Here is a 26,957-nt window from a genome sequence, read left to right as displayed (position 1 = left end):
CGCGGCCCGCCGGTCCTCGGGGGAGAGGACGTCAGAACCTGGGCACCGGTGCCTGGCTCTCCACCATCTCCGCCGCCTCCTCGGGGGTCGCCACGGAGGGCGGGGAGCCGGCCAGCGGACGGCGGGCCGTCTCCTTCATGCACGCCACGGCGACCACGCCGACCAGGGCCGCGGCCATGGCGTAGTACGCGGGCATCAGCTCACTGCCGGTGACCGAGATCAGCGCGGTGATCACCAGCGGGGTGGTGCCGCCGAAGAGCGAGGTGGCGACGTTGTACCCGATGGACAGGGAGCCGTAGCGCACCTCGGTCGGGAACAGGGCGGGCAGCGCCGCCGACATCGTGCCCAGCATGCACACCAGGGACAGACCGAGCAGCAGCATGCCGCCGGCCAGGGCCACCGGGCTGCCCTGCCCGACCAGCAGGAACGCGGGCAGCGACAGGAAGAGGTAGCCGAGCATGCCCGCCATCAGCACGGGCTTGCGGCCGATCCGGTCGGACAGCCGGCCCACCTGGTTGATCAGCAGCATCAGCACCACCATGGTGCCGATGAGGATCAGCAGGCCGTTGGTCTCGGAGTAGCCCATCTCGTCCGACAGATAGGTCGGCATGTACGACAGCAGCATGTAGTCGGTGATGTTGTAGGCGCCGACCAGGCAGACGCACAGCAGCAGGGACGGCCAGTACTGGCGGAAGATCTTCGCCAGGTCGCCCTTCGCGGTCGTCTCCACCGCGGACGCCGCCTCCGAGGCCCGGTGCAGGGAGGCGTCCTCCAGCTTCTGGAACGCGGGCGTCTCGTCCAGGCGCAGCCGCAGGTACAGGCCGACCAGCCCGATCGGCCCGGCCACCAGGAACGGCACGCGCCAGCCCCACGACTCCATCCCGCCGCTGCCGAGGACCGTGGTCAGCACCGTGACCAGACCGGCGGCGCCGACATAGCCCGCCAGCGTGCCCAGCTCCAGGAAGCTGCCGAAGAAGCCCCGGCGCCGGTCGGGCGCGTACTCGGCGATGAACGTGGAGGCGCCGCCGTACTCGCCGCCCGTGGAGAAGCCCTGCACCAGCCGGAAGAAGATCAGCAGGGCCGGGGCCCAGAAGCCGATCGTGCCGTACGACGGGATCAGACCGATCGAGAACGTCCCGACGGCCATCATGATCATCGTCATGGCGAGGACCGATTTCCGGCCGATCTTGTCGCCCAGCGGCCCGAACACCATGCCGCCCAGCGGCCGCACCAGGAAGGAGACGGCGAAGGTCGCGAACGACGACAGCAGCTCGACCGTGGCGTTCCCGGACGGGAAGAACACATGGCCGATCGTGACCGCGAGATAGCTGTAGATGCCGAAGTCGAACCACTCCATGGCATTGCCCAGCGACGCCGCCTTCACCGCGCGCCGTACCGCGTGCTCGTCGGTGACGGTGATGTCGGTCCGTCGCAGCGGGGGATTCCTGCGGCGTTCCGCGGCGCGGAACAGCGTGCGGTGCCGCCTGCGGGCGCCCTGATCGGCCTCGCTCTCCCGGGAATCCTCTGCGTTGCCCGCCATGGGGGCTCCTTCCTGCCGGCGCACTGACATCCAGGAGACCGCCTGCTCACCCGTGGCGACGGCAAACGGGGCCGGGGCCCGGGAGCGAGATTCGCCACGTCGGCGGTATCGGCCGCCGGGGCGCCGCGGCCGGGAAGCGGCGACCGTCCGGCCCCAGGGTCCTGGCCCGGCGGCACCCGGTCCAGGTGCGGGCAGCCGAACGGGCGCGGTGACGCGAGGCCGGTCTCGCGGTGGCCGCCGTGCGCGGCCGGGTCGATCAGCCGGACCCGGCCCTCTGGGTCCCGCAGCACGTTGCCGTCCACAAGTCGGCGTACAGCCGCGCCGGAGGTCCGGCGGCCCCCGCCAGCTCGGGCAGCCGCTCCATCACATCCTCGACGACCGCCGCCCCGGCCGGGCGCACGGCGCCCGTGTCGACGGCCCGGCGCAGACAGGGCAGCACCCGGTGCCCGGCGTACCGGCGCGGCCAGTCGGCGCCGGGCGTGTTGCGCAGCGGGGCGAGCCCGGTGCACGCCTCCTCGGGGCCGCCGGGCGGCGGCGCCCCGAGCGCGGGCGCGCCCGCCGCGTGCAGCGCGGCGAGATCGCGGCCGAACCGGAGCGCGCCCCGGGCGTCCCGGCGCGACCCGGCCGGTCACCGGCCACCGACCGCGCGTCCTGGCCGTGCACCGCCGGGATCCGTACGGTGCCGACGGCGGCCGCCTCGGCGCGCACCGCGCCGGGGCGCTCGTCGCGTCCGGCCCTCACCACCCACCCACCCGGCCGTCGTCCGGCGCCACTTCGGTGAGCGCGGCGGGCAGCGCGCGCCGCGCGGTGGCCCCGCACCCGGTCAGCCGGGCCGCCCGCCCCGGCGGCACCGGGTCCGGGGCCGGAGCCGCCGGGCGGCCCGTCACGGCGTCAGGCGCTCCCGTGTCCAGGCGAGCAGGCCGGGCATCGCCGACTCGATCAGGGCGAGGACCTCCTCGAAGCCGTCCGCGCCGCCGTAGTAGGGGTCGGGGACGTCGAGATCGCCGGTCGCGTCCGGGTCGAACGTGCGCAGCAGGCGCACCCGGGACGGATCGGGCACGAGGTGGCGCAGCGCCTTCTCGTGGCCGCGGTCCATGGCCAGGAACAGATCGGCGTCCAGATGCCCGGCGCCGATCTGCGCGGCCACGTGTTCGACCGGATAGCCGTGCCGGGCCAGCGTCCGCCCGGCCCGCTCGTCGATGGCCTCACCGGCGTGCCAGGGGCCGATACCGGCGCTGGTGACCCGGACCGCGTCGGCGAGCCCCGCCCGGCGCAGCCGCTCCTCGAACACCAGGGCGGCGGACGGCGACCGGCAGATGTTCCCGGTGCAGACGAAACAGAAGTGCACGGCACCAGCGTACGGAACGGAAGGCGTGTGCCGTCCGGGCGGGGAGCGGCGGGTTCGGACGCCCGGCCCGGCCGGGCCGATTTCCGCAGGGCTCGATCCGCCGCGTCCGGGTACGCGGACGGGGGCGCCGGTCCTGGCGGCCGGAGCGCGACGGCGGCCGGGAGGGCGGCGTACGCGGTGGCGGCGCCCCGGGGGGAACGGGAGGTTCACCCCGTCGGGGCGGGCCCCGTGCGACGCACTCCGGGCCGTGAGAGATTGACAGGGCCGATGCCCATTAAGGGCCTTTTGTCTGAATCTCTCGGACCGAACGGCAGGACCGGCGCGAGCAGCCGGGTACGGCGGCCCCGTCGGGGCGACCGGCAATCGGAGAGTACGCGGGCCGCGCACGCATCTCGGTGACGGCCAGGAGTGGAGGAACGGTACGCATGAGCGAGGCCAACCCCATCAAGCAGGCGGCCCGGAAGGTGGCCGACGCACTCCGGGGCGACGGCGAGGGCCCGCAGGACGGCATCCCGGGGAAGCCGGGTGCCGAATCGCCCTCCGTCGACGAACCGACGCAGCCGAGGGAGCCGCTGCCGTCCAAGCCCGACCAGACCGGCCCCGAGACCGTCTCGCCCACGGGCCAGCCGACCGGCGCCGACCAGGCCCGCATGGCGCAGAGCGGGAGCTATCTGACCACCGCCCAGGGCACCCGGCTGTACGACACGGACCACTCGCTCAAGGCGGGGCCGCGCGGCCCGGTGCTGCTCCAGGACCACCATCTGCGCGAGAAGGTCATGCACTTCGACCACGAGCGCATCCCCGAGCGCGTGGTCCACGCCCGCGGCGCGGCGGCGCACGGCGTCTTCCAGAGCTACGGCACGGCGGCGTCGGTGACCAAGGCCGCGTTCCTCGCCGAGGACGTCGAGACACCGGTCTTCGTCCGCTTCTCCACGGTGCTGGGCTCGCGCGGCTCCGCCGACACGGTGCGCGACACCCGCGGGTTCGCGACCAAGTTCTACACCAGTGAGGGCGTCTTCGACCTGGTCGGCAACAACATCCCGGTGTTCTTCATCCAGGACGCCATCAAGTTCCCCGACGTCATCCACGCCGGCAAGCCGCAGCCCGACCGGGAGATCCCGCAGGCGCAGAGCGCCCACGACACCTTCTGGGACTTCGTCACCCTGCACACCGAGGCCGCCCACCACACCCTGTGGAACATGTCCGACCGGGCCCTTCCGCGCTCCTTCCGGATGATGGAGGGCTTCGGCATCCACACCTTCCGGCTGGTCGACGCGAGCGGCGGGACGACGCTGGTGAAGTTCCACTGGAAGCCCAAGCTGGGCGTCCACTCGCTGGTGTGGGAGGAGGCGCAGCTCGCGGGCGGCGTCGATCCCGACTTCCACCGCCGGGACCTCGCCGACGCCATCGAGGCGGGCGCGTACCCCGAATGGGAGCTGGGGATCCAGACCTTCCCCGACACCCCCGAGCAGACTTTCGAGGGCATCGACCTGCTCGACCCGACGAACATCGTCCCCGAGGAGATGGCCCCGGTGCAGCGGGTCGGACGGCTCGTCCTGGACCGCAACCCGTACAACTACTTCGCCGAGACCGAGCAGGTCGCCTTCCACCCCGGCCACCTCGTCCCCGGCATCGACATCACCGACGACCCGCTGCTCGCCGGGCGGCTGTTCTCCTACCTGGACACCCAGATCACCCGTCTCGGCGGCCCCAACTTCGGGCAGATCCCGATCAACCGCACGCACGCCCCGGTCAACGACATGCTGCGCGACAGCTTCCACCAGACGGCCGTGCACCGGGGCGTCGCGCCCTACCGGCCCAACTCCCTCGACGGCGGCTGCCCGTTCACCGCGGGCGCGGACACCGGCGCGTACATCGAGGCACCCGTGCGGGTCCCCGAGTCGAAGAAGGTCCGGGAGGCGCCCGAGTCCTTCGCGGACCACTTCAGCCAGCCCCGCCGGTTCTGGCTGTCCATGAGCCCGCTGGAGCGCGAGCACATCATCGGCGCGTACACCTTCGAGCTGAGCAAGTGCTACGAACAGGCCATCCGGGAGCGGGGCCTACAGGTGCTGGCCAACATCGACCCGGAGCTGTGCGCGCAGGTCGCCGCCGGGCTCGGCCTGCCCGCGCCCGCGGCCACGGTGCCACCGGCGGAGGTGCAGCCCAGCCCCGCGCTCTCCCAGATCGGGCGGACCTGGCCCACGGAGGGCCGGGTCATCGGGATCGTCGCCGGTCCGGACGGCGACCTGGAGGGCGTACGGGCCGTACGCGAGGCCGTGCTCACCGCCGGGATGGTGCCCCTGGTCGTGGCGCCGACCGGCGGCACCCTGGGCGACGGCGCCGACCCGCTGGCGGTGCAGCGCACCTACGCCAACGCGCGGTCCGTGGAGTTCGACGCGCTGCTGGTCGCCGGGGTCCCGGGCGTGGGCGCCGACGCCTACGGCGCCCGGGACGCCAAGTCCCCGCTGCCCTCCGCGCAGCAGGCGGCCCACGACCCGCGCGTCGGGCTGCTGCTGTCCGAGGCGTTCCGGCACGGCAAGGCGATCGGCGCCTGGAAGGGCGCCGAGGCCGCGCTCCAGGCGGCGGGCGTGCCCACCGACGCGCCCGGTGTGGTGCTCGTCGACAGCGGCACCGCCGCTTTGGAGCAGATCACCCGCCTGCTGGGCGCGCACCGCGTCTGGGAACGGTTCCCGGCGGAGGTCTGACCGGCCGCCGACCCGCCCGTGCCCGTGTCCGCTCGGTCCCGCGGGCACGGGTACGGGCGCGCGCCCGCGGCCTGTGGCCAAGGCCACGCCCTCCGGGAGGCCCGCGCCATAGGCGGCGCGGGCGCCGCGGGCTTACGGTGCCGGGCAGCACCCGGCGCGGCCGGGTGCGTTCCCTGTGCCCGTGAACCAGCCCGAACGGCCCGGCAGTGCTCGAAGACCTCTCCCCGCTCATCGCGGCGACCGCCCAGTGGCTGACCGCCGCGTATCCCGCGTCCGGTGGCGCGCTGGCGTGCGCCCTGTGCGAGGTGCAGGCACGCCAGGCGGTCACGGTCGCGGCCTGGCTGCGCTATCCCACGCCGGTGGACGCCGCGCTGGTCGGCATGGCGGGCCCCGGCGGCTCCGGCCGTCTGGACCGGGTGACCGGAGCGGACGGCATCGCGGCCGACGATGCGGCGGATCCGGACGAACACGCCTGGCGCACCTGGGTCGACGAGGTCGTGGCGAGCTGGGCGGCCTGCCTGCTCACCGATTCCGTGCTGGCCGGCCGGGCGGTGGCGGCGCTGGCCGGGAGCGGCCGTACGGCGCACCCGGAGGCCGAGTTCCGGCGTCTGCTCGGCCCCGACGAGCAGGACCGCCGGGCGGCGGCACTGCTGCGCCACCCCGATCTCCTCGCCCCCGTGGCCGCACTCCACCGCGCCCAGCTCCTGGACCGGCTGGAGCGGCTGGGCCCGGATCCGGCCCTGGCGGCATGAGCCGCGGCGGGCGCCGCACCGGCCCGCTGTCCGGGCCGGTGCGGCTTCGTCCGGGCCCCTTCCCGCCGTGGGCTCAGCGGGAGCCCAGTGCTTCCCCCGCCGCGGCACGGGCCGCGGGCAGGGCGGCGGTCCGGTCGGCGGGCACCAGGCCGATGCGGGTACGGCGGTCGAGCAGGTCGGCCTCGTCCAGGGCGCCCTCGTGGCGTACCGCCCAGACGAGTTCGGCGCGGGTGACGGGGTGCCCCTCCAGCACGGGTTCGCGCAGCTCGGGGCGGTCGGCGCCGAGGGCGTGCACGGCGGGCGCCTCGGTGCCGTAGCGGCGGATCAGCCGGCGCGGCGCGGGAAGGGCGGCGAGGGCCGCGGGCGAGGCGGCGCCGACGAGCGGCAGGGCGGCGGTCGACGAGGGTCCGGCGGGCAGCCGGTGCGTGCGCACGGCGGCGTCGACGGCGTCCTCGGCCATCCGCCGGTAGGTGGTGAGCTTGCCGCCGACGACGGTGGTCACCCCGTCCGGTGAGGTGAGCACCGCGTGCCGTCGCGAGACGTCGGCGGTACGGACGGCCCCGCCCGCACCCGCCTCGCCGGAGGCCGTGTCCAGGAGCGGGCGCAGCCCCGCGAACGCCCCCACCACGTCGTCGCGGTGGACCGGCACGTCCAGCGCGGAGCCCAGCACGTCCAGCAGGAACCCGATGTCCGTCTCGGGCACCTCGGGCACGTCCGGGACGCCGCCGTCCACGGGTTCGTCGGTGAGCCCGACGTAGACCCGTCCGTCGCCCTGGGGCAGCACCAGCACGAAGCGGTTGGTCTCGCCGGGCACCGGGATGTGCAGTCCGGCGGGCAGCGGCCCCAGCCGCTCGGCGCGCAGCACGAGGTGGGTGCCGCGGGAGGGCCGGATCCGGATGCCCTCGACGAGTCCGCCCGCCCATACACCGGAGGCGTTGACCACGGCGCGGGCCCTGATCTCGCCCTGCTCGCCGGTGAGTTCGTCGCGGATCAGGGCCCCGGCGGAGGTCAGGGAGAGGGCGCGCACCCGGGTCAGGATCCGCGCGCCGCGTGCGGCGGCCGTGCGGGCGACGGCGGTGACCAGGCGGGCGTCGTCGGTGAGCCGCCCGTCCCAGGACAGCAGGCCGCCGCGGAGCCCGGTGCCGCGCAGCGCGGGCGCCAGATGGCGGGTCTCCACGGCGGACAGGCGGCGCGGCGCGGGCAGGGTGGCGCGGGCGGTGCGCGCCGCGAGCCGCAGCCCGTCGCCCGCGCGGAATCCGGCCCAGGCCAGGGCCGCCTGACCGCGGGAGACCAGGGGCGTCAGCGGCAGCACGAACGGCTGGGCGCCGACCAGGTGCGGCGCGGTGCGCTCCATCAGCACCCCGCGCTCGACCGCGCTCTCGTGGGCGACGTCGAGCTGTGCCGAGGCGAGGTAGCGCAGCCCGCCGTGGACGAGTTTGGAGCTCCAGCGCGAGGTGCCGAAGGCCAGGTCGTGCGCGTCGATCGCGGCGACCGAGAGCCCGCGGGCGGCGGCGTCGAGGGCGACGCCCGCACCGGTGGCGCCCAGCCCGACCACCAGGACGTCCACGGCCGGACCCCCCGCGGTCAGGGCCAGTTCGCGCGCCCGGCGCGCCGCGGTCAGCGAGGAGCCCGCGAGGGGGGCGGGAGTGGCGCGGGGACGGGCGGGGCTCATGGCGTGAGGGTCCTCTCCAGGATGGTCCGCAGCTCGGCGAGGAACGCCTCCGCGGACAGCTCGGGGTCGTCCTCGTCGGTCATCGTGCGCAGCGACAGGGTGAAGGACTGGACGACCAGCAGCAGCGACCGGGCCTGCCGGGCCGGGTGGGCCGGGCGCACCGAGCCGTCGGCGTGGCCCTCGCGCAGGGCGTCGGCGACCAGGTCGAGCAGGGCCTCCTGGCTGGCGCCGCGCCGGTCGAGCACATAGGGGAGCAGCAGTTCGGGATCGACGTCGACGATCTTGCGGAAGAGCGGGTGCGCGCGGAACGCCGCCACTCCGGCCACCAGGCCGTCGACGATCAGGGCGCGCGCGCTCGTCCCGGGACGGCGTTCCGGCAGGGCGCCGGTGGCGACCCCGATCCACTCCCGGGTCATCAGATCGCCCACCAGGGAGCGGACGTCGGGCCAGCGCCGGTAGAGCGTCATCCGGGAGACGCCCGCGCGCCGGGCCACGTCCGTCAGCGTCGTACGGCGGACCCCGACGGCCAGGACGCAGTCGCGCACGGCGTCGAGCACCGGATCCCCGGACGGAGCGGCCGGGCCGTCCCCGTTCTCCTGCTCCCCAGCATTGTGACGAATAGGCGTCATGTGTAACAGTGTAACGCCCCGAGCCGAACCCCGCCCCGCGCCCACGCCTGACGCGCCATCACCCCCACGCCCCGACGACCCGACCGGTGAGGAACAACCCATGGACATGCTGTGGAGCGGCTGGGGCGACCCGGCCGAGGCCGCACCGCTGCCCGAGCCCGTGACCGGCCTGCTGCGCGACCTGCTCGGCGTCGAGCCGGGCGCCCCCGCACCGGCCGGCCCGGACGAGCTGAGCGTCCCCGCCTCCCCGCTGACCGCCGCCGCCCGCCACGCCCTGGCCGACGCCGTGGGCGGGGAGGCGCATGTGCGCACCGGCGCCGAGGCACGGATCCGCCACACCCGCGGCAAGTCCACCCCCGACCTGCTGCGCATCCGCGGCGGCGACCTCACCGACCTGCCCGCGGCCGTGGTGCTCCCGGACGGGCACGAGGAGGTGCTCGCCGTGCTGCGGGCCTGCGCCGCGCACGGCCTGGCGCTCGTGCCGTTCGGCGGCGGCACCTCCGTCGTCGGCGGCCTGGCCCCCGAACACCGGGGGCGGGACCGGCCCTTCGTCGCGCTGGACCTGCGCCGCATGAACCGCCTGCTGGACCTCGACCCGGTCTCGCGGACCGCCACCCTCCAGCCCGGTCTGCGCGGCCCGCGGGCCGAGGAACTGCTCGCCGCGCACGGATTCACCCTCGGCCACTTCCCGCAGTCCTACGAATGGGCCACCCTCGGCGGGTTCGCCGCCGCCCGCTCCAGCGGCCAGGCGTCCGCGGGCTACGGCCGCTTCGACGAGATGGTGCTCGCGCTGACCCTCGCCACGCCCGAGGGGACCCTGGAGACGGGCCGCGCCCCGCGCTCGGCCGCCGGACCCGACCTGCGCCAGCTCGTCCTCGGCTCCGAGGGCGCGTTCGGCGTCATCACGTCGGTGACGGTGCGGCTGCGCCCGCTGCCCGAGGTGCGCCGCTACGAGGGCTGGCGGTTCGCCTCCTTCGACGCGGGCGCCGCCGCCCTGCGCAGGCTCGCCCAGGACGGGCCCCGCCCGACCGTGCTGCGCCTGTCCGACGAGACCGAGACCCTGATCGGCCTGGCCCAGCCCGACGCCATCGGGGCCTCGCTCGGGCAGGAGTCCGCGGGCTGCCAGGCCGTCGCCGGGTACGAGGGCACCGCCGAGGACGTCGCCCACCGCGCCGGGCGGGCCGCCGCCGTGCTGCGCGCGTGCGGCGGCACACCCCTCGGCGAGGAACCGGGGGAGCGCTGGGCGCGCGGCCGGTACTCGGCCCCGTATCTGCGCGACGCGCTGCTGGACGTGGGCGCGTTCGCCGAGACGCTGGAGACCGCCGCCTTCTGGTCCCGGATCCCCGCGCTGTACGCCGCCGTGCGCGACGCGCTCACCGGGACGCTCACCGGGGCGGGCACCCCGCCGCTGGTCATGTGCCACATCTCGCACGTCTACGAGAACGGCGCCTCGCTGTATTTCACCGTGGTCAGCGCCCAGGGCGAGGACCCCGTGGCGCACTGGGCGCCCGCCAAGCGCGCCGCGAACGAGGCGATCCTCGCCGCGGGCGGCACCATCAGCCACCACCACGGCGTGGGCACCGACCACCGCGACGCCTACGTCAGGGAGGCCGGACCGCTCGGCATCGGGGCCCTGCGCGCCGTCAAACAGCGGCTGGACCCGGCCGGACTGCTCAACCCCGGTGTCCTGCTGCCCCTCGACCCGCCCCTCGACCCGCCCCGCGCCTGACCCCGTCACCCGCGCACCGGCCCCCGCCGTCCGTCCCGTCCGTCCCGTCCGTCCGCGCCCACCTCGCCGGAGGCCCACCGATGCGTCAGTTCACCGCCGTCGTCAACCCGACCGCGGGCGGTTCCGCCGGTGCCGCCGCGCTGCTGCGGGTGGGCAGGCTGCTCCGGGAGGCGGGTGCCGGTCTGGAGACCGAGTACAGCCGCAGCCTCGCCCACGCCCAGGACCTGGCGCGGCGGGCCGGGGAGCGCGGCCGGGTGGTCCTCGCGGTGGGCGGCGACGGCATCGCGGGCGGGGTCGGCGGGGCGCTCAGCGGCACCGGGACCCTCTTCGGCCTGGTCCCGGCCGGCCGCGGCAACGACTTCGCGCGGGCGCTCGCCCTGCCCGCCGACCCGGCCGGACTCGCCGCCGTGCTGCTCCACAACGCCCCGCGCCGGGTCGACACCATCGAGGTGGAGTCGGCGGTGCACGCCCGCACCGTCGTCCTCGGCAGCGTGTACGCGGGCGTCGACGCGCTCGCCAACCGGCACGCCAACCGCTCCCGGCTGCTGCGCGGCGCCGCCTCCTACTACGCGGGCGGACTGCGGGCCGTCGCCACCTGGCGGGCCGCGAGCTACCGGGTCACCGTCGACGGCGAGGAGCACCTGCACCGCGGGTACACCGTGGTGGCCGCCAACTCCGCCTACTACGGCTCGGGCCGGATGATCGCGCCGGGCGCGCGGGTCGACGACGGCCTGCTCGACGTCGTGCTGATCCGCGCCGCCCCGCGCCGCATGTTCTTCACCCTGATGAACGAACTGAAGTCCGGGGGACACGTGGACCGGCCCGAGGTGCGCGTGCTGCGCGGCCGGGAGATCCGCGTCGAGGCCGACCGCGCCGTCCCCTACGGCGCCGACGGCGAGGTCGACGCCGTCCTCCCGGTCACGGCACGCGTCCTGCCGGGCGCGCTCGACGTGCTCTGCTGACCGGCGGACCGCACCGCCCCCGGCGCACCGCGGACGGCCGCGTCAGGAGCAGCCCCAGGCCGACATGCCCTGGAGCGCGGCGAGCCGCCGGGCCACCGCGATCTGCTCCCGGCGCGTGGCCAGGTCCGCGCGCGGCGCGTACTGGAGGCCGCCGGCCGCGATCCAGCTCGACTGGGCGAACTGGAGCCCGCCGTAGTAGCCGTTGCCGGTGTTGGCGTTCCAGTCGCCGCCGGACTCGCACGCCGCGATGGAGTCCCAGTCGGCGGTGCGGGTGCCGAAGGGCGAGGCCGCCGCGGCGGGGCCGCCGGCCAGCGCGGCGGTGGTCACCGTGACCAGCAGTGCCCCGCGCAGTCCGCGACGACGTGAGTGACGAACGGGGGCCCGGTCCGGGCGGACGGGGGCCCTGTCGATGTTCTGCTGCCAGATCATGTGCAGACTGTCACATCATATGAACACGCTGTGACGGAGCGACGCGCCGCCGTTCACCCGCCGAGACCCGCGGAGATCTCATGCAGACCTTCCTGCCCTACCCCGGCTTCACCGAGTCGGCGCGGGTGCTCGACCGCCGCAGACTGGGCAAGCAGCGCGTCGAGGCCCTCCAGGTGCTGCGCGGTCTGACCGTCCCCGGCTACGGCTGGCGCAGACACCCGGCGGTGCGCATGTGGGCCGGGTACGAGGAGGCGCTGGTCCGCTACGGCCTGGACGTGTGCCGCGTCTGGCGCGGCTACGGCCACCAGGACAGCTGCGCCGCCACGCTCGTCGCCGACCTGGCCGCCCACCGCCCCGGCGCGCGGGTGCGAGAGCAGTCCGAGCTGGCCGCCGCCGGTGAACTGCCGCCCTGGCTCGGCGACGAGGCTCTGCACCTCAGCCACCGGTCGGCGCTGGTGCGCAAGGACCCGGACCACTACGCGCCGCTGTTCCCCGGGGTGCCCGACGACCTGCCGTACGTGTGGCCCGGCTCGGACCGGCCCTCCGCCGTCTGACCCGCGTACCGCTCCCGTGGTCACCGCATGGAAATCCCTGGCCAGGGCACCCGGAAGAGGTGGTGTCCCGCGTCGGCGGACCCACGGCGGACCGTGTGGGAGAACGCATGGGAGTGCTGGCCCGGGTGGATTCCTACCAGCGGCGGCACCGCTGGGCGGGCCTGCCGCTGGCCGTCGTCTACAAGTTCTACGACGACCAGGCGGCCTATCTGGCCGCGCTGCTGACGTACTACGGCTTCCTGTCGCTCTTCCCGCTGCTGCTCTTCCTGGTCGCGGTGCTCAGCGCCGTGCTCAGCAGCAGCCCCCACCTCCAGCACGCGGTGCTCAACTCGGCGCTGAGCGAGTTCCCGGTGATCGGGGACCAGCTCGTCCACAACATCCACTCCTTCCAGGGCAACGCGGTCGCCGTCGCGGTGGGTGTGGCGGGCAGCCTCTACGGGGTGCTGAACGTCGCGCAGGCCGCCCAGCACGCGCTGAACAAGATCTTCGCGGTGCCCCGGCACGCCCGGCCCGACCCGTTCCGCTCCCGGCTGAAGGGCCTGAAGTTCCTGTCGCTGCTCGCCCTCGGACTGTGCGTCACCACCGGTCTGTCCACCACCGCCGAGTGGGCCGCCGGTCTGTTCGCCGCCCGGCTCGCCGTCGGGGTGCGGGTCGCCGCCGAGGCCCTGGCCATCGTGCTGAACGCCGCGCTGCTGATCGCCAGTTACCGGCTGCTGACCCGCAGACGGCTGCCGCTGCGCGTGCTGTACGGCCCGGCGCTGGGCGCCGCGTGCGCCTGGCAGGCGCTGCTGTGGGGCGGCACCTACTACGTCGACCATGTGCTCCAGGGCGCCACGGCGACGTACGGCCTGTTCGGCATCGTGCTCGGTCTGCTGGCGTGGATCTACCTGGGGGCGCTGGTGTACCTCGGCACGGCGGAGATCGGCGCCGTGCGGTGCATGCGGCTGTGGCCCCGGAGCCTGCTCACCCCCTTCACCGACCGCGTCCACCTCAGCGCGGGCGACCAGCGGGCCTACCGCTCCTACGCGACGACCGAGTCCTTCAAGGGCTTCGAGAAGATCACCGTCCACTTCGACCCGCCCCCGCACGCGCGTCCCGGCGACACGCACGAGCCGGGGGACCACGACCCCGGCCGCCCCGGCTGAGACCGGGCACCGGCGGCGGTCACCGCGCGGCCGGGACCCGCAGCGCCAGCAGGGCCACATCGTCGTCGTACGTCTCGCGCCGGCTCACCAGCGCCTCGCACAGCACATGCGGCGGGGCCGCGGCCAGCGCGGCGGCGTGCGCGGCCAGGTCCCGCAGACCGGTGTCGATGTCCTGGCCGCGGCGCTCGATCAGACCGTCGGTGAACAGCAGCAGGGTGCTCGCCGCGGGCAGCGCGCGGCGGTGGTCGGGGCGGGGCAGCGAGGGATCCACCCCGACCGGGATGCCGTGCGGCTCGGGCGCCAGCACGCACACCGTGCCCTCGGCGGTGACCAGCAGCGGCGGCGGATGCCCGGCGTTGGTCCAGCACACGGAGTAGCCGGTGCCCGGCACCTGCTCGATCCGGGCCGCCACCAGGGTGGCCGCGGTCGCGTCGCCGTACAGGGCGAGCGCCCGGTCGAGCGCGTCCACGACGAGGCCGGGCGGCCCGCACCGGTCGAACGCCAGGGCGCGCAGCATGCTGCGGATCTGTGCCATCACCGGCGCCGCCTCCACGTCGTGCCCGGTGACGTCGCCGACGACGACGAAGACCGCGCCGTCCGGCAGCACCATGGCGTCGTACCAGTCCCCGCCGAGCCGGGGCGGCTCGGCCGCCGGCTCGTAGCGCGCTGCCACCCGCAGCGGCCCCAGATCGGGCAGCACGGGCAGCATCCGGCGCTGGAACTGCTCGGTGGCCCGCTTCAGCCGCTGGTACAGCCGGGCGTTCTCGATGCTGACGCCCGCCGCGCTGGCCAGCGCGGTCAGCAGGGCCTCGTCCTCGTCGCCGAACGGGCGGCCGTCCCTGCGGTCGGCGAGGTACAGATTGCCGTACACCGTGCCGCGCACCGTCAGGGGCACCCCGAGCAGCGTGGTCATCGGCGGGTGCCCGGCCGGGAAGCCGACCGAGCGCGGGTCGGCGCGCACATCGTCCACGCGCAGCGGCCTGCGGTCGGTGACGAGGCTGCCCAGCAGCCCGTGCCGCTGCGGCAGTCCGGCCTCGGCCTTGAGCCGTTCGGCCTCCGCGTCCGCCCCCACCGTGATCAGATCGGTGAAGTCCCCGCCCTCGCCGAGCACGCCGAGCGCGCCGTACCGGGCGCCGACGAGATCGGCGGCGACGTCCACGATGTGCTGGAGCAGGGTCCTGGTGTCCACCTCGGCGCTCATGGCCACCATGGCGTCCAGCAGCCGGTGCAGCCCGCGCCGGCCGGCTCCCTCGGCTGCGGGGGCCGTCCGTCCGGCCGTCTCGGCGCCCGGGACGGGCCGCCGTGGGTCGTCGGACATGCAGGTACCTCCCGCCAGGGGCCGGAGCCCGTTCCTTCCCCCGCAGTGCCCCGGCACGATCACCCTACGCCGACCCCCGTGCGGAAGCTTTCCGATGATTCGCACGATTGGCTGCTTGTGGGCTGATACCTCCCGATCAAGACTGGTCGACGGCCGGACACCGACATGCGCGGGGACGCGTCCGGCGGCATCCCGGCGCGAGAGAGGCAGGAGCGTGGGCACCGACCGCTCGGGTGAGGCCCTCGAACGTCTGATGCGCTCGGCGCAGTACTTCTTCCCCGGGGAGCAGTCGCCCGACCGGCGGGTCCTGTACCGGGACGGCGGCCGGGGGGCCGACGAGTTCTACCGGGAGCGCTGGCGGCACGACCGGGAGGTGCGCTCCACCCACGGGGTGAACTGCACGGGCTCCTGCTCCTGGCGGGTGTTCGTCAAGGACGGGATCATCACCTGGGAGACCCAGGCCACCGACTACCCGTCCGTGGGCCCCGACTCGCCCGAGTACGAGCCGCGCGGCTGCCCGCGCGGGGCGGCCTTCTCCTGGTACACCTACTCGCCGACCCGGATCCGCTATCCCTATGTGCGCGGCCCGCTGCTGGACCTGTGGCGCGAGGCCAGGGCGCGCACCGCCGACCCGGTGGCGGCCTGGGAGTGGCTGACCGCGGACCCCGGGCGTACCGCGGTCTACAAGCGGGCCCGCGGCAAGGGCGGTTTCGTGCGCTGCACCTGGCAGGAGGCCGTCGAACTGATGGCGGCCGCCCAGGTGCACACGGTCAAGCGGTACGGCCCCGACCGCATCGTCGGCTTCTCGCCGATCCCCGCGATGTCCATGGCCTCGTACTCGGCGGGCACCCGCTATCTGTCGATGATCGGCGGGACGATCTCCTCGTTCTACGACTGGTACGCCGATCTGCCGATGGCCTCGCCGCAGGTCTTCGGGGACCAGACGGACGTACCGGAGTCCGCCGACTGGTGGAACTGCGGCTATCTGATCGTGTGGGGCACCAACCTGCCGATCACCCGCACCCCCGACGCGCACTTCATGACCGAGGCCCGCTACCGCGGCCAGAAGGTGGTCGTGGTCTCCCCGGACTACGGCGACCACACCAAGTTCGCCGACGAATGGCTCGCGGCGGCGCCCGGCACCGACGGCGCGCTGGCCATGGCCATGGGCCATGTCATCCTCACCGAGTTCCACCGCGACCGGCCGGTGCCGCGCTTCATGGAGTACGCCAGGACCTACACGGACCTGCCCTTCCTGGTGCGGCTGCGGGAACGCGAGGGCATGCCGGGCGTGTACGTCCCGGACAAGTTCCTCACCGCCGCCGACCTGCCGGACCGCGAGGGCGAGGAGGCCGCCGCGTTCAAGACCGTGCTGCTGGACGCCCGCACCGGTGAGCCCGCCGTGCCCAACGGCTCGCTCGGCTTCCGCTGGACCGCTCCCGAGGACGGCCCCCGCTGGAACCTGCGCCTGGAGGGCACCGACCCGCTGCTGTCGCTGTACGGGCGGCCGGACGGCGAGGCGGTGGCGGTGGACCTGCCGCGCTTCGACGCGGGACCGGGCCAGGCGCAGGACACCGTGCGCCGCGGCGTGCCCGCGGCCCGCGTCGGCGGCCACCTCGTCACCACCGTCTACGACCTGGTCCTCGCCCAGTACGCGGTGGGCCGCCCCGGGCTGCCCGGCACCTGGCCCACCGGCTACGACGACGCGAGCGTGCCCTGCACCCCCGCCTGGCAGGAGGCGATCACCTCGGTGCCCGCGCGGGCGGCGGCCCGGATCGCCCGGGAGTTCGCCCGCAACGCCGAACGCACCGGCGGCCGGTCCATGATCGCCATGGGCGCGGGCACCAACCACTGGTTCCACTCCGACCAGATCTACCGCTCCTTCCTCTCCCTGCTGCTGCTCACCGGCTGCCAGGGCGTCAACGGCGGCGGCTGGGCGCACTACGTCGGCCAGGAGAAGGTCCGCCCGCTCACCGGCTGGTCCCACCTCGCCTTCGGCCTGGACTGGCAGCGGCCCACCCGGCACATGGCGGGCACCCCGCTCTTCTGGCTGGCCACCGACCAGTGGCGCTACGAGGCGTTCTCCGCCGACCTGCTCACCAGCCCGCTCGGCCGGGGCCGGCTCGCCGGCCGGACGCTGCCCGACTGCAACGCGCTCGCCGCCCGCCTGGGCTGGATGCCCTCCCACCCGGCGTTCGGCCGCAACCCGCTCGACCTGTGCGACGAGGCCGAACGCGCCGGCAAGGAGGTCGCCGACCACGTCGTGGACGAACTCAGGTCGGGGCGGCTGCGGTTCGCGGCCGAGGACCCCGACGACCCGGCCAACTTCCCCCGTGTCCTGCTCATCTGGCGCGCGAATCTCTTCGCGTCCTCGATGAAGGGCCACGAGTACATGCTGCGCCACCTGCTCGGCACCGACGACGCCGTGACGGCCGCCGAGACACCGCCCGGCCTGCGCCCCGAGGAGGTCACCTGGCGCGAGGAGGCACCGGTCGGCAAGCTCGACCTGTCGGTGGCCGTCGACTTCCGGATGACCAGCACCTGCCTGTTCTCCGACGTGGTGCTCCCGGCCGCCACCTGGTACGAGAAGTACGACCTGTCCTCCACCGACATGCACCCCTTCGTGCACGCCTTCAACCCGGCGATCGCACCGCCCTGGGAGACCCGCAGCGACTTCGACGTCTTCCACACGCTGGCCGCCGAGTTCTCCCGGCTCGCCGCCGCCCACCTCGGCGTGCGCCGGGACGTCATCGCCTCCCCGCTCGCCCACGACACCCCCGACGAACTGGCCCAGCCGCACGGACGGGTGCGCGACTGGAGGGCCGGCGAGTGCGAGCCCGTGCCCGGCCGGACCATGCCGCGGCTGACCGTCGTCGAACGCGACTACACCAAGGTCGCCGAGAAGATGGCCGCCGTCGGGCCGCTGCTCGACACCCTCGGCACCTCCACCAAGGGCATCACCTGGAAACCCGGACCGGAGATCGACGACCTGCGCTCGCGCAACGGCACCGTGCGCGGCGGCGTCGCCGACGGGCGGCCCTCCATCGCCCGCGACGACCAGTTCTGCGAGGCGCTGCTCGCGCTGTCCGGCACCACCAACGGCCGGGTCGCCGTGCAGTCGCTGCGCGCCCTGGAGGAGAGGACCGGCGTGCCGCTCGCCGACCTGGCCGAGGAGCGCTCCGGTGACCGCATCACCTTCGAGGACACCCGCGTCCAGCCCCGCGCCGTCATCACCTCCGCCGAGTGGTCCGGCACCGAGTCCGGCGGCCGCCGCTACTCGCCCTTCACCGTCAACGTCGAACGCCTCACCCCCTGGCACACCCTGACGGGACGTCAGCACTTCTTCCTCGACCACGACTGGATGGCCGAGTTCGGTGAGCAACTGCCCGTCTACCGGCCCCCGCTGAACCTGCTCGCCCAGTTCGGCGACCCGCGCAGACACCCGGCGGGCCACCCCGAACTCGTGGTCCGCTACCTCACCCCGCACTCGAAGTGGTCCATCCACTCCGAGTACCAGGAGAACCTGCTCATGCTCACCCTGTTCCGCGGCGGGCCGGTGATCTGGATGAGCCCCCTGGACGCGGAGAAGATCGGCGTCGCCGACAACGACTGGATCGAGTCCTACAACCGCAACGGCGTCGTCGCCTGCCGCGCCGTGGTCACCCACCGCATGCCCGAGGGCACCGTCTACATGCACCACACCATGGACCGCCATCTGAACGTCCCGCGCACCGAGACCTCCGGACTGCTCGGCGGCGGCGACAACTCCCTGACCCGGCTGCTGATCAAACCCACCCATCTGATCGGCGGCTACGCGCAGTTCACCTACGCCTTCAACTACATCGGTCCCACCGGCAACCAGCGGGACGAGTTCACCGTCATCCGCCGCCGCGCACAGGAGGTCGACTTCCGGTGAAGGTCATGGCCCAGGTGGCGATGGTGATGAACCTCGACAAGTGCATCGGCTGCCACACCTGTTCGGTGACGTGCAAGCAGACCTGGACCAACCGGCCGGGCACCGAGTACGTCTGGTTCAACAACGTGGAGACCAAGCCGGGCACCGGCTATCCGCGCCGCTACGAGGACCAGGACCGCTGGAAGGGCGGCTGGACCCTGAACCGGCGCGGCAGGCTGCGGCTGCGCTCCGGCGGCCGGGTGCGCAAGCTGCTCACCCTCTTCTACAACCCCGAACTGCCCGCGCTGGACGACTTCTACGAGCCGTGGACCTACGACTACCGCAGCCTGACCACCGCCCCGCTCTCCGACCGCTTCACCAGCGCCCGACCCAAGTCCCAGCTGACCGGCCGCGACATGCGGCCCGTGCACGGCCCCAACTGGGACGACGACCTCGCCGGGGCGCAGGACCACGCCCGCTCGGACCCCAACCTGAAGGACCTGGGCGAACGGGTGCGTCTTGAGTTCGAGCACACCTTCATGTTCTATCTGCCGCGCATCTGCGAGCACTGCCTCAACCCGTCCTGCGTCGCCTCCTGCCCCTCGGGCGCGATGTACAAGCGGGAGGAGGACGGCATCGTCCTGGTCGACGAGGACCGCTGCCGCGGCTGGCGGATGTGCGTGTCCGGCTGCCCGTACAAGAAGGTCTACTTCAACCACCGCACCGGCAAGGCCGAGAAGTGCACCTTCTGCTACCCGCGCATCGAGGCCGGGCAGCCCACCATCTGCTCCGAGACCTGTGTGGGCCGGCTGCGCCACCTCGGCGTCCTGCTCTACGACGCCGACGCCGTCCTGCACGCCGCCTCCGTGCCGGACGAGAAGGACCTCTACGAGGCCCAGCTGTCGGTCTTCCTGGACCCGGACGAACCCTGGGTGCGGGAGGCCGCCGCACGCGACGGCGTGCCGCCCGACTGGATCGAGGCCGCCCGGCGCTCACCGGTGTACGACCTGGTCGAACGGCACCGGGTGGCGCTGCCCCTGCACCCGGAGTACCGCACCCTGCCCATGGTCTGGTACGTCCCGCCGCTCTCGCCGGTCGCCGACGCCGTGCACACCACCGGCCACCACGACGACGACCCCGACCGGATCTTCGCCGCCATCGACGAACTGCGCATCCCCGTCGAGTACCTGGCGAACCTCTTCACCGCCGGGGACACCGCCGTCGTCGAGGGCGTACTGCGCAAACTGACCGCACTGCGCGCCCACATGCGCGCCCGGCAGCTCGGCGACCCCACCTCCGCCGCGCTGCTGGAGCGGGCCGGCGCGAGCGCCGCCGACCTGGAGGACCTGTACCGGCTGCTCGCCGTCGCCAAGTACGACGAACGCTATGTCGTGCCCAAGGCGCACACCGAGGACTCCGGGGCGCTCATGGCCCAGCACTGTTCCCTCGACCGGCCCGGCGGCGTGGGCGACCGGGCGGCGGACGACGACCCGCTCGGCCCGCTGCCGCCGCCCGCGCTGCCCGGACTCGCCGCGCCGGGCGGCGGCGGCCACTTCCGCGACAGCGACGGACAGGTGCGCTTCAACCTGCTCGGCTGGAACGGCGACGGCCCCGCGCCGGGGCTCTTCGGCACCCCGGACGCCCCATGAGCCCCCGACTGGCCGGGCGCCGGGCCGCCGCCGGCACCCCGCTCGTGCACCGCCTCGCGAGCGTCCTGCTGCGCTACCCGGACCCGGCGGTGCTCGCCCGCCTCGACGACATCTCTGCCGTCCTGCCGGGCGTCGCCGCCCCCGCCGACCGGGCCCGGCTCGCCGCCGTCGTCGCGCATCTGCGCGCCCTGGAGCCGACCGAGGCCGCCGCCCGCTACGTGGCCACCTTCGACCACACCCGCAGCCGCAGCCTGCACCTGACGTACTACCGGCACGGCGACACCCGCGCCCGGGGCATGGCGCTGCTGGCCCTCAAGCACGCCTACCGCCGGGCGGGGCAGGACCCGCCCGAGGGGGAACTGCCCGACTTCCTGCCGCTGATGCTGGAGTTCGCGGCCCTCGCGCCCGAGCCGGGCCACCGCGTCCTCCTCCAGTGCCAGGCCGGTCTCGAACTGCTGCGCGGGGCGCTCGCCGAGCGCGGCGACCCGTACACGCCCGTGCTGGACGCGGTGTGCGGGCGGCTGCCCCGGCCGGGCCGCCGTACGCTGGCCGACTGGCGGCGCCGGGCCGCGGAGGGCCCGCCCGGCGAGGAGGTGGGCCTGGAGCCCTTCGCCCCGCCCGAGTACCTGGCCGCGGCAGGCCATTCTCCGGCACCCCGCGCGCCGCACCCCGCTCCCGCACCCCCGCCGACCGGAGAGAGCCGATGAACTCCTGGGACCTGTGGTGGTGGGTCATCCTGCCCTACCTCGCCCTCGTCACCTTCGTCGTCGGCCACGTCTGGCGCTGGCGCTACGACCAGTTCGGCTGGACCAGCCGCTCCACCCAGCTCCAGGAGCACCGCCTGCTCAAGTGGGGCGGCCCGCTCTTCCACTACGGGACCTTCGCGGCCGTGGCGGGACATGTGCTGGGCATCCTGGTCCCGGAGTCCTTCACCCGGTGGCTGGGCGTCCCCGAGGACGTCTACCGCTGGTTCTCCTCGATCGGCGGCACCGTCGCCGCGCTCGCGGTGCTCGCCGGAGTCGCGGTGCTCGCCCTGCGCCGCACCACCGTGCCCCGGGTGCGCGCCGCCACCAGCCCGGTCGACTGGGTGGCGCTGGTGCTGCTGGCGGTCGTGATCGTGCTCGGGGTCGTCCCGACGCTGGGCATCAACCTGTTCGGCACGGGCTACGACTACCGGCGCAGCGTGGCGCTGTGGTTCCGCGGGCTGTTCGCGGGCGACCCCGACGTCGCGGCCATCGCGCACGCCCCGCTGGTCTACCGGGTGCACGCCACCGCGGCCTGGGCGATCCTCGCGGTGTGGCCCTTCACCCGGCTGGTGCACGCCTGGAGCATCCCGCTGTGGTACCTGTGGCGTCCCTACGTCCTCTACCGGCGCCGTGTCCCGACCCGTCCGGCGGAGCCGGGCACCGGCGGCCGCCGCTGGCGCCGTATCGGCGTCCGCTACTGAACACCCGCCGCCGCCCTCACCGTTCTCAGGAGCGCCATGCAGAAGATCTCCCTCGACGCCCGCACCCGCGAGCACCTGGAACGGGCGGCGCGGTCCTCCACCGGCCGCAGCGCGGAGACCGTCTACGGCGGCCATGAGCACGTGCTGCGGCAGACGCTGGTCACCCTGCGCGCCGGTACGGTCCTGGCCGAGCACGAGAACCCGGGGGAGGCGACCGTGCTGGTGCTGCGCGGCCGGGTCCGGCTGCGCAGCGGCGACGCCTCCTGGGACGGCATGGCGGGCGACCTGCTCATCGTGCCCCCGGCCCGGCACAGCCTGGAGGCGGCCGAGGACGCGGCGGTCCTGCTGACGGTCGCCAAGACGGCCTGAGCCGCCCGCGGCACCGCGCCCGCGGAACGGCCGGGCACGAGGAACGGCCAAGCACGAGGAACGGCCGGGCGCGGCGGCGGAGTTCCGCGCCACGCCCGGCCGTCGCCGGGGGGTCAGAGCGTCAGCAGGCGCCCTCGTCCTGCCACGCCCCCCACTGGGAGGCCCCGGGCGTCTCGTTCTGCGTCCACCACTTGGCCTTCCAGTTGTGCTGGTTGTAGGAGACCTCGGTGCCGCCGGTGTAGGCGGTGGTCGCGCTCCAGGCCGTCTTGCAGCCGGTGCCCGGCGGCGGCGAGGTGGGCGGCGTGGTCGGCGGCGTGGTGGGCGGGGTGGTGGGAGGCGTCGCCCCGGCGAACTTCACCGAGTACTTCGCGAAGTCCCAGGAGTTCTGCGGCACGCTGGAGCAGGTGCCGGACGTCCGGCCGCCGTTGTCGGGCGGCGAGCACTGGCGGTCGCGGTTGAGCGACCAGAAGGTGAAGCGGTCCATGTGGTGGCCGGTCGCGTAGTCCAGCACCGTCTGGAAGTCGGCCTGCGGGAACATCTCCCCGGTGTCGCTGCGGCCGTTCATGCCGGAGAAGCCCTCGTGGGCGTAGGCGGTCGCCTCGTCCCAGCCGAACGTGGACTGGAGCACCTGGTTGAACTTGGTCAGCGCGGCGGTCTGCGAGGCCGCGCCGTTGAAGCCGCCGTCGAAGGGCATGATGGAGAAGTTGTTCGGGGTGAACCCCTGCGACTTCGCCTCCAGCAGCATCTGCTTGCCGAACCAGCCGGTGCCGTCCGCCGTGCCCGCCGTGGTGACGGAGACGTACAGGCCCGGGTTGTTCTGCTGGAGGATCTTGGCGGCGCCGATCTCGTTGTGGATGGCCGCCGTGTTCTCGTACTCCGGCTCCTCCAGGTCGAAGTCGATGGCGTGCAGCCCGTACTTGGTGATGACCTGCTGGTAGGCCGCCGCCGTGGCCGCCGGGTCCGAGCAGGCCTGGCCGAGCTTGGTGCCGCCGTAGCCGCCGATGGAGACGGAGACGTCGCCGCCCTTGGCGCGGATGGAGTCGATCACCGACTTGACGGCGGTGTCCGAGGAGACCGGGGCGGTGCCGTCCCAGGTGGGGGAGCAGCCGCCGCCGTTGGGGGCGAGGACGAAGGCGAGCTGGAACGCCTTGAGGCCGGTGGCGTCCATGATGGCGCCCGCGTCCGGCGGATCGTTGTCCAGCGGCATGAGGTACGGGGCCGCGGCGTACCAGCGGTTGCTCAGCGCGTCCTGCGCGCTCGGTGCGCCCGAGGCGTTGCCCGCGACGAGGGCGGTGGTGCCGAGGGCGGCGAGCCCGACGGCGGCGGTCGCGCCCAGACATGCGCGAAGGCGTCTCACTGTGCCTCCAGGGGGAAGGGGAGGGGGTGGGGAAGTCGCCCCAGCTTCCTGAGGCTGTTGCGGGCACGTCAATGGATTGGTCTGGACCAAATGATTCTTTGGACTGGACCATACGATTTCTTTACCTGGATCCGCCGCTGCCCGGCCCGCCGCGCGGGAACCCGGCCGAGCTGTGACAGTGCAGCGCATCGGCCTGGTCGTGCACAGCGGACGCCCCGAGGCCCAGGCCGCCGAGCGGACCGTGCACGCGTGGTGCGACGAACGCGCCGTGCGGTGCACCGACATCGACGTCTGGCACGACGGCGGACGGCGCGACGCCGACGAGGAGGTGGAGGCCGCCGGGGACCCCGACCTCATCGTCACCCTGGGCGGCGACGGCACCTTCCTGCGCGGTGCCCGGCTCGCCGCCGAGCACGACGCCCTGGTCCTCGGCGTCGACCTCGGCCGGGTCGGCTTCCTCACCGAGGTCCCCGCCGCCTTCGTCCGCACCGCCCTGGACGCCGTCGTCGAGGAGCGGCTCACCGTGGAGAGCCGCATGCTGCTCACCCTGCGGGCCTCCCGCCGCCTGCGGGTGCCCGCGGGCATCGGCGAGCTGATGCGCTACGGCCGCCGCCCGATGCTGCCCCCGCCCCGGGTGCGCACCGACTGCGAGTCCGGCGGCGACTGGGGCATCGCCCTGAACGTCACAGCCCTCAACGACATCGTCGTGGAGAAACTCGCCCGCGACCGGCAGGTCTCCGTCGGCGTCTACATCGCCGGCCGGCTCCTGGCCTCCTACTCCGCCGACGCGCTGCTCGTCGCCACCCCCACCGGCTCCACGGCGTACAGCTTCGCCGCCGGCGGCCCGGTCGTCTCCCCGCGCGCGGACGCCTTGGTCTTCACCCCCGTCGCCCCGCACATGGCGTTCAACCGCTCGGTGGTGGCCGCGCCCGACGAACCCGTGGCGCTGCGCGTGCTGGAACGGTCCGGGCAGGCCGCCGTCAGCATCGACGGGCAACTGCGCGGCGTGCTCGACCCGGGGGACTGGATCGGCGTCTACGCCGCCCCGCGCCGGCTGCGCGCCGTACGGCTGGGCCCGATGGACTTCTACGGACGGCTGCGCGACCGGATGAACCTCACCGACGCACCGGCCGCGGTCGCCGACGGGACACCGGCACCGCTGTGGCCGGTGACCACCCCGCCGCCCGGCGACCTCGCCCACCTCGCGCTGCCCCCGGGACCCGGCGGCGCGGAGCCGCACGGCCGGCCGGACACCGCCGCGACCGGCCCGGACGCGACCGGCCGCGCACAGCCGGGCGGCCCGGCGGCGGACGGTTGACCGGGACGGCCGGGGGGCACTCGGCCGACCGACCCCCGACAGCGACCCGGCGAACCGCGGAGGCTCGTGTGGCCGTACGTCACCGTCTGATCAGGACCGCTCCCGAGGCCGTGTGGGCCGTGCTCGCCGACGGCACCCGGTACGCCGACTGGGTGGTGGGCACGGCACGGTCCGCCCCGGTGCGCGGCCGCTGGCCGCAGGTCGGCTCCGCCATCGAGTACCAGGTCCGGCTGGGACCGCTGCGGCTCACCAACCGGACGACCGTCCGCAACCGCGAGGAGGGGACGCTCCTCGAACTGGAGGCCGACGCGGGCTTCCTGGGCACCGCCCGCATCGCCGTCGAGGTGCGGCCCTGGGGCGAGCACACCCTGGTGATCGTGGACGAGCACCCCCTCCGGGGCGCGGGCGGAGCCGTGCACAACAGGGGCGTCGAATCGCTGATCCAGCTCCGGCACCGCGCCATGCTCGCCCGCCTCGCCAAGGTGTGCGAGGCGGGCGGCGACCGCCCCCGGGGCGCCGCGCCGCACCCGGCCGGAGAGCCCGGCGCGCACGGCGACGCCCGTGCCTGACGCCGTGCCGACCGGAGCGGGCCGCCCCATGGCCGTTCGCGCTGTTCGGCCGGACGCCTCACCGGCATCCGGGATCTCCGGGATCTCCCGGACCGCCCGAACCTCAGGGATCTCCGGGATCTCCGGGAACAGGAGTTCGCGGCCGACGGGGTCGGACGTCAGGCCGAACGGTTCGCGCCCGGCTTCCGCGCCACCGTCCGGGCCCTCGACGCCACCCTCGGCACCGTCGGAATCGACGGCGGCCGCTCAGGGGCGGCTGTCGCCGGGCAGCCGGTACGCGGCGAGCGCGGCGATGTCGTCGTCGAGGTGCCCGCCGCTGTAGGCGAGCAGATCCTCGTGCAGCCGGTCGAGGAGTTCCCGGGGCGCGAGGCCCACCCAGGGCGCGACACGGTCGGCCAGCGGATAGAAGACGCCGTCCGCATCGCGCGTCTCGGTGACGCCGTCGGTGTACAGCAGCAACTGGTCCCCGGGCCGGAACGGCTCGACGTCCAGCTGGTAGCCGTCGCCGATCAGCACACCGAGGTTGATGGGCGGCGAGGGGTCCGAGGCGTGCAGCTCGGCGACCCCGCCCTCCTTGATGATCAGCGGCGGCGGATGGCCGCAGTTGACGATGCGGACGACCGGCTCGTGCTCCGGGATCTCCGCGAACACCGCCGTCACGAACCGCTCCGCGGCCTCGCCCCCGGGCAGCTGCGCGGCATGGCGGCTCATGCTCCGCTCCATGCGGCGGGCCACGCCCCGCAGGTCCGGCTCGTCGTGGGCGGCCTCCCGGAAGGCGCCCAGCATGGTCGCGGCCGTCTCCACGGCGACCAGCCCCTTGCCCCGTACGTCGCCGACCAGCAGCCGTACCCCGAACGCGGTCGGCACCGCCTCGTACAGATCGCCGCCGATACGGGCCTCGGCCGCGGCGGACAGATAGAGCGTCTCCACGGAGACCTGGCCCAGCCGCCGGGGGACCGGGCGCAGTAACACCCGCTGCGCGGTCTCCGCCACCGAACGCACCGTGGCCAGCGTGCGCTCGCGGCGCATCCGGTGCACCGCGAGGATCGTGCCGAGCACGCCCACCAGAGTGGTGCAGACGTAGTTGGCCACGTAGTGCCGGTCCCAGAGATAGCCCACGGACCGGCCCGCGCAGCACGGGGTGCCCGCCAGCACGCCCTCGAACACGATCGCGAAGACGGTGACGGCGGCCACCGCCGCCGGGCCGTAGGCGTACGCGGCGACCAGCGGCAGCGCGATCAGCAGGAAGCTCACCGGCCAGTCCACCGGCGTGACCGGCTCGATGGCGAGCACGGCCGCCAGATACCCGACCGGCAGCCAGCGCAGCCACAGCGGCGGCGCGGGCACCCGGGGCCGTTCGGCCTTCCTGCGCGCCGCGCGCGCCCTGGCCTGCTCGCTCCGCCGGCACGGGCGCCTCACCGCTCGCCCCCGCCGCGCCGCGCCGGGGCCCGCGAGGGCGCGGCGGGACCGCACGGGCGCACCACGGCGCACCGCGCCTCGGGGCGGCTCTCCGCGCAACGGCACTCAGGCGGCCTGTTCACTGGAACTCCCGGCGGGCTCGACCAGACCA

21 protein-coding genes and 1 pseudogene are annotated in these 26,957 nt (G+C 74.5%); 13 read left to right on the top strand and 9 right to left on the bottom strand.

Translation table 11 applies throughout. The features are described 5' to 3' along the window. Nucleotides 1-31: 31 nt before the first annotated feature. The 3 genes and pseudogenes from ACWDYF_RS21340 to ACWDYF_RS21330 form a co-directional block, all read right to left on the bottom strand. The gene (locus tag ACWDYF_RS21340; protein WP_389464645.1) at nt 32-1,540 is read right to left on the bottom strand and encodes an MFS transporter; all 1,509 of its coding nucleotides are present in this window, start codon (nt 1,538-1,540) and stop codon (nt 32-34) included. 164 nt (nt 1,541-1,704) lie between these two features. Continuing rightward, a pseudogene (locus ACWDYF_RS21335) lies at nt 1,705-2,427 on the bottom strand (fructosamine kinase family protein); the annotation flags it as partial. Beyond that, on the bottom strand, nt 2,424-2,888 hold the full coding sequence (locus tag ACWDYF_RS21330) for a low molecular weight protein-tyrosine-phosphatase (protein ID WP_389464646.1): 465 nt from the start codon (nt 2,886-2,888) through the stop codon (nt 2,424-2,426). The gene ACWDYF_RS21330 and the pseudogene ACWDYF_RS21335, both read right to left, overlap by 4 nt. Nucleotides 2,889-3,313: 425 nt before the next feature. On the opposite strand from ACWDYF_RS21330, the gene ACWDYF_RS21325 reads away from it, so the two are divergent. Both ACWDYF_RS21325 and ACWDYF_RS21320 read left to right on the top strand, forming a co-directional pair. Continuing rightward, a complete protein-coding gene (locus ACWDYF_RS21325) occupies nt 3,314-5,593 on the top strand; it encodes a catalase (protein WP_389464648.1) in 2,280 nt (759 codons plus the stop codon). Nucleotides 5,594-5,799: 206 nt separating this feature from the next. After that, a complete protein-coding gene (locus ACWDYF_RS21320; RefSeq protein ID WP_389464649.1) occupies nt 5,800-6,345 on the top strand; it encodes a hypothetical protein in 546 nt (181 codons plus the stop codon). A gap of 73 nt (nt 6,346-6,418) precedes the next feature. On the opposite strand, the gene ACWDYF_RS21315 is transcribed toward ACWDYF_RS21320, so the two are convergent. Together ACWDYF_RS21315 and ACWDYF_RS21310 are read right to left on the bottom strand one after the other, a co-directional pair. After that, the gene (locus ACWDYF_RS21315; RefSeq protein ID WP_389464650.1) at nt 6,419-8,017 is read right to left on the bottom strand and encodes a glycerol-3-phosphate dehydrogenase/oxidase; all 1,599 of its coding nucleotides are present in this window, start codon (nt 8,015-8,017) and stop codon (nt 6,419-6,421) included. Then, nucleotides 8,014-8,646, bottom strand: coding sequence for a TetR/AcrR family transcriptional regulator (locus ACWDYF_RS21310; protein WP_381744278.1), 633 nt, complete (start codon nt 8,644-8,646; stop codon nt 8,014-8,016). The genes ACWDYF_RS21315 and ACWDYF_RS21310 overlap by 4 nt, the downstream gene beginning before the upstream one ends. A 100-nt stretch (nt 8,647-8,746) precedes the next feature. On the opposite strand from ACWDYF_RS21310, the gene ACWDYF_RS21305 reads away from it, so the two are divergent. Beyond that, nucleotides 8,747-10,375: an FAD-binding oxidoreductase gene (locus ACWDYF_RS21305; protein ID WP_389464652.1), complete on the top strand. Its 1,629-nt coding sequence runs from the start codon at nt 8,747-8,749 to the stop codon at nt 10,373-10,375. A gap of 80 nt (nt 10,376-10,455) precedes the next feature. Then, entirely contained in the window at nt 10,456-11,337 is an 882-nt protein-coding gene (locus ACWDYF_RS21300; RefSeq protein WP_381744280.1) for a diacylglycerol kinase family protein, read from the top strand. 42 nt (nt 11,338-11,379) lie between these two features. On the opposite strand, the gene ACWDYF_RS21295 is transcribed toward ACWDYF_RS21300, so the two are convergent. Next, the gene (locus ACWDYF_RS21295; protein WP_389464655.1) at nt 11,380-11,766 is read right to left on the bottom strand and encodes a transglycosylase family protein; all 387 of its coding nucleotides are present in this window, start codon (nt 11,764-11,766) and stop codon (nt 11,380-11,382) included. Nucleotides 11,767-11,846: 80 nt separating this feature from the next. Between ACWDYF_RS21295 and ACWDYF_RS21290 the strand changes: the two genes are divergently transcribed. Both ACWDYF_RS21290 and ACWDYF_RS21285 read left to right on the top strand, forming a co-directional pair. Continuing rightward, nucleotides 11,847-12,320 (top strand): MSMEG_6728 family protein, encoded by a 474-nt coding sequence (locus tag ACWDYF_RS21290; protein WP_381744281.1) that lies wholly within the window; start codon nt 11,847-11,849, stop codon nt 12,318-12,320. 107 nt (nt 12,321-12,427) lie between these two features. Next, on the top strand, nt 12,428-13,465 hold the full coding sequence (locus tag ACWDYF_RS21285; protein ID WP_381744282.1) for a YihY/virulence factor BrkB family protein: 1,038 nt from the start codon (nt 12,428-12,430) through the stop codon (nt 13,463-13,465). Between the two features lie 19 nt (nt 13,466-13,484). Here ACWDYF_RS21285 and ACWDYF_RS21280 read toward each other — a convergent pair whose 3' ends face one another. After that, nucleotides 13,485-14,783 carry a PP2C family protein-serine/threonine phosphatase gene (locus tag ACWDYF_RS21280; RefSeq protein ID WP_389464658.1) on the bottom strand — a complete coding sequence of 433 codons (1,299 nt, stop codon included), beginning with the start codon at nt 14,781-14,783 and terminating at the stop codon, nt 13,485-13,487. A gap of 253 nt (nt 14,784-15,036) precedes the next feature. Between ACWDYF_RS21280 and ACWDYF_RS21275 the strand changes: the two genes are divergently transcribed. From ACWDYF_RS21275 to ACWDYF_RS21255, 5 genes are read left to right on the top strand one after another with little or no spacing between them, the layout of a single operon-like run. Next, on the top strand, nt 15,037-18,699 hold the full coding sequence (locus ACWDYF_RS21275) for a nitrate reductase subunit alpha (protein WP_389465110.1): 3,663 nt from the start codon (nt 15,037-15,039) through the stop codon (nt 18,697-18,699). Then, the gene (gene narH / locus ACWDYF_RS21270) at nt 18,696-20,327 is read left to right on the top strand and encodes a nitrate reductase subunit beta (RefSeq protein WP_389464660.1); all 1,632 of its coding nucleotides are present in this window, start codon (nt 18,696-18,698) and stop codon (nt 20,325-20,327) included. The genes ACWDYF_RS21275 and narH overlap by 4 nt, the downstream gene beginning before the upstream one ends. Then, nucleotides 20,324-21,034 carry a nitrate reductase molybdenum cofactor assembly chaperone gene (gene narJ, locus ACWDYF_RS21265; protein WP_389464662.1) on the top strand — a complete coding sequence of 237 codons (711 nt, stop codon included), beginning with the start codon at nt 20,324-20,326 and terminating at the stop codon, nt 21,032-21,034. Before narH ends, narJ begins: the two co-directional genes overlap by 4 nt. Then, complete coding sequence (narI, locus tag ACWDYF_RS21260; protein WP_389464664.1) at nt 21,031-21,774, top strand: respiratory nitrate reductase subunit gamma; 744 nt, start codon at nt 21,031-21,033, stop codon at nt 21,772-21,774. Before narJ ends, narI begins: the two co-directional genes overlap by 4 nt. Nucleotides 21,775-21,810: 36 nt before the next feature. Next, nucleotides 21,811-22,143: a cupin domain-containing protein gene (locus ACWDYF_RS21255; RefSeq protein ID WP_037890360.1), complete on the top strand. Its 333-nt coding sequence runs from the start codon at nt 21,811-21,813 to the stop codon at nt 22,141-22,143. A 121-nt stretch (nt 22,144-22,264) separates the two neighbouring features. Here ACWDYF_RS21255 and ACWDYF_RS21250 read toward each other — a convergent pair whose 3' ends face one another. Continuing rightward, nucleotides 22,265-23,500, bottom strand: a complete 1,236-nt coding sequence (locus ACWDYF_RS21250; RefSeq protein ID WP_381744287.1) for a chitinase — start codon at nt 23,498-23,500, stop codon at nt 22,265-22,267. A 172-nt stretch (nt 23,501-23,672) separates the two neighbouring features. Between ACWDYF_RS21250 and ACWDYF_RS21245 the strand changes: the two genes are divergently transcribed. Both ACWDYF_RS21245 and ACWDYF_RS21240 read left to right on the top strand, forming a co-directional pair. Then, nucleotides 23,673-24,818 carry an NAD(+)/NADH kinase gene (locus ACWDYF_RS21245; RefSeq protein ID WP_234029396.1) on the top strand — a complete coding sequence of 382 codons (1,146 nt, stop codon included), beginning with the start codon at nt 23,673-23,675 and terminating at the stop codon, nt 24,816-24,818. Between the two features lie 68 nt (nt 24,819-24,886). Next, nucleotides 24,887-25,387: an SRPBCC family protein gene (locus tag ACWDYF_RS21240; RefSeq protein WP_389464667.1), complete on the top strand. Its 501-nt coding sequence runs from the start codon at nt 24,887-24,889 to the stop codon at nt 25,385-25,387. Between the two features lie 246 nt (nt 25,388-25,633). Here ACWDYF_RS21240 and ACWDYF_RS21235 read toward each other — a convergent pair whose 3' ends face one another. Continuing rightward, nucleotides 25,634-26,806, bottom strand: coding sequence for a PP2C family protein-serine/threonine phosphatase (locus ACWDYF_RS21235; RefSeq protein ID WP_234029395.1), 1,173 nt, complete (start codon nt 26,804-26,806; stop codon nt 25,634-25,636). Nucleotides 26,807-26,957 lie beyond the last annotated feature (151 nt).

The sequence above is a fragment of the Streptomyces sp. NPDC003284 genome, assembly GCF_053589675.1.
Note: the sequence above shows the minus strand (reverse complement) of the source record. Positions and strands in the feature narration are given on the sequence as shown.

Excerpts from the sequence above, each read along its gene's own strand:
- ACWDYF_RS21340 (WP_389464645.1), bottom strand. The coding sequence starts at position 1,540 with ATGGCGGGCAACGCAGAGGATTCCCGGGAGAGCGAGGCCGATCAGGGC.
- ACWDYF_RS21325 (WP_389464648.1), top strand. The coding sequence starts at position 3,314 with ATGAGCGAGGCCAACCCCATCAAGCAGGCGGCCCGGAAGGTGGCCGAC.
- ACWDYF_RS21315 (WP_389464650.1), bottom strand. The coding sequence starts at position 8,017 with ATGAGCCCCGCCCGTCCCCGCGCCACTCCCGCCCCCCTCGCGGGCTCC.
- ACWDYF_RS21310 (WP_381744278.1), bottom strand. The coding sequence starts at position 8,646 with ATGACGCCTATTCGTCACAATGCTGGGGAGCAGGAGAACGGGGACGGC.
- ACWDYF_RS21305 (WP_389464652.1), top strand. The coding sequence starts at position 8,747 with ATGGACATGCTGTGGAGCGGCTGGGGCGACCCGGCCGAGGCCGCACCG.
- ACWDYF_RS21300 (WP_381744280.1), top strand. The coding sequence starts at position 10,456 with ATGCGTCAGTTCACCGCCGTCGTCAACCCGACCGCGGGCGGTTCCGCC.
- ACWDYF_RS21295 (WP_389464655.1), bottom strand. The coding sequence starts at position 11,766 with ATGATCTGGCAGCAGAACATCGACAGGGCCCCCGTCCGCCCGGACCGG.
- ACWDYF_RS21290 (WP_381744281.1), top strand. The coding sequence starts at position 11,847 with ATGCAGACCTTCCTGCCCTACCCCGGCTTCACCGAGTCGGCGCGGGTG.
- ACWDYF_RS21285 (WP_381744282.1), top strand. The coding sequence starts at position 12,428 with ATGGGAGTGCTGGCCCGGGTGGATTCCTACCAGCGGCGGCACCGCTGG.
- ACWDYF_RS21280 (WP_389464658.1), bottom strand. The coding sequence starts at position 14,783 with ATGTCCGACGACCCACGGCGGCCCGTCCCGGGCGCCGAGACGGCCGGA.
- ACWDYF_RS21275 (WP_389465110.1), top strand. The coding sequence starts at position 15,037 with ATGCGCTCGGCGCAGTACTTCTTCCCCGGGGAGCAGTCGCCCGACCGG.
- narJ (WP_389464662.1), top strand. The coding sequence starts at position 20,324 with ATGAGCCCCCGACTGGCCGGGCGCCGGGCCGCCGCCGGCACCCCGCTC.
- narI (WP_389464664.1), top strand. The coding sequence starts at position 21,031 with ATGAACTCCTGGGACCTGTGGTGGTGGGTCATCCTGCCCTACCTCGCC.
- ACWDYF_RS21255 (WP_037890360.1), top strand. The coding sequence starts at position 21,811 with ATGCAGAAGATCTCCCTCGACGCCCGCACCCGCGAGCACCTGGAACGG.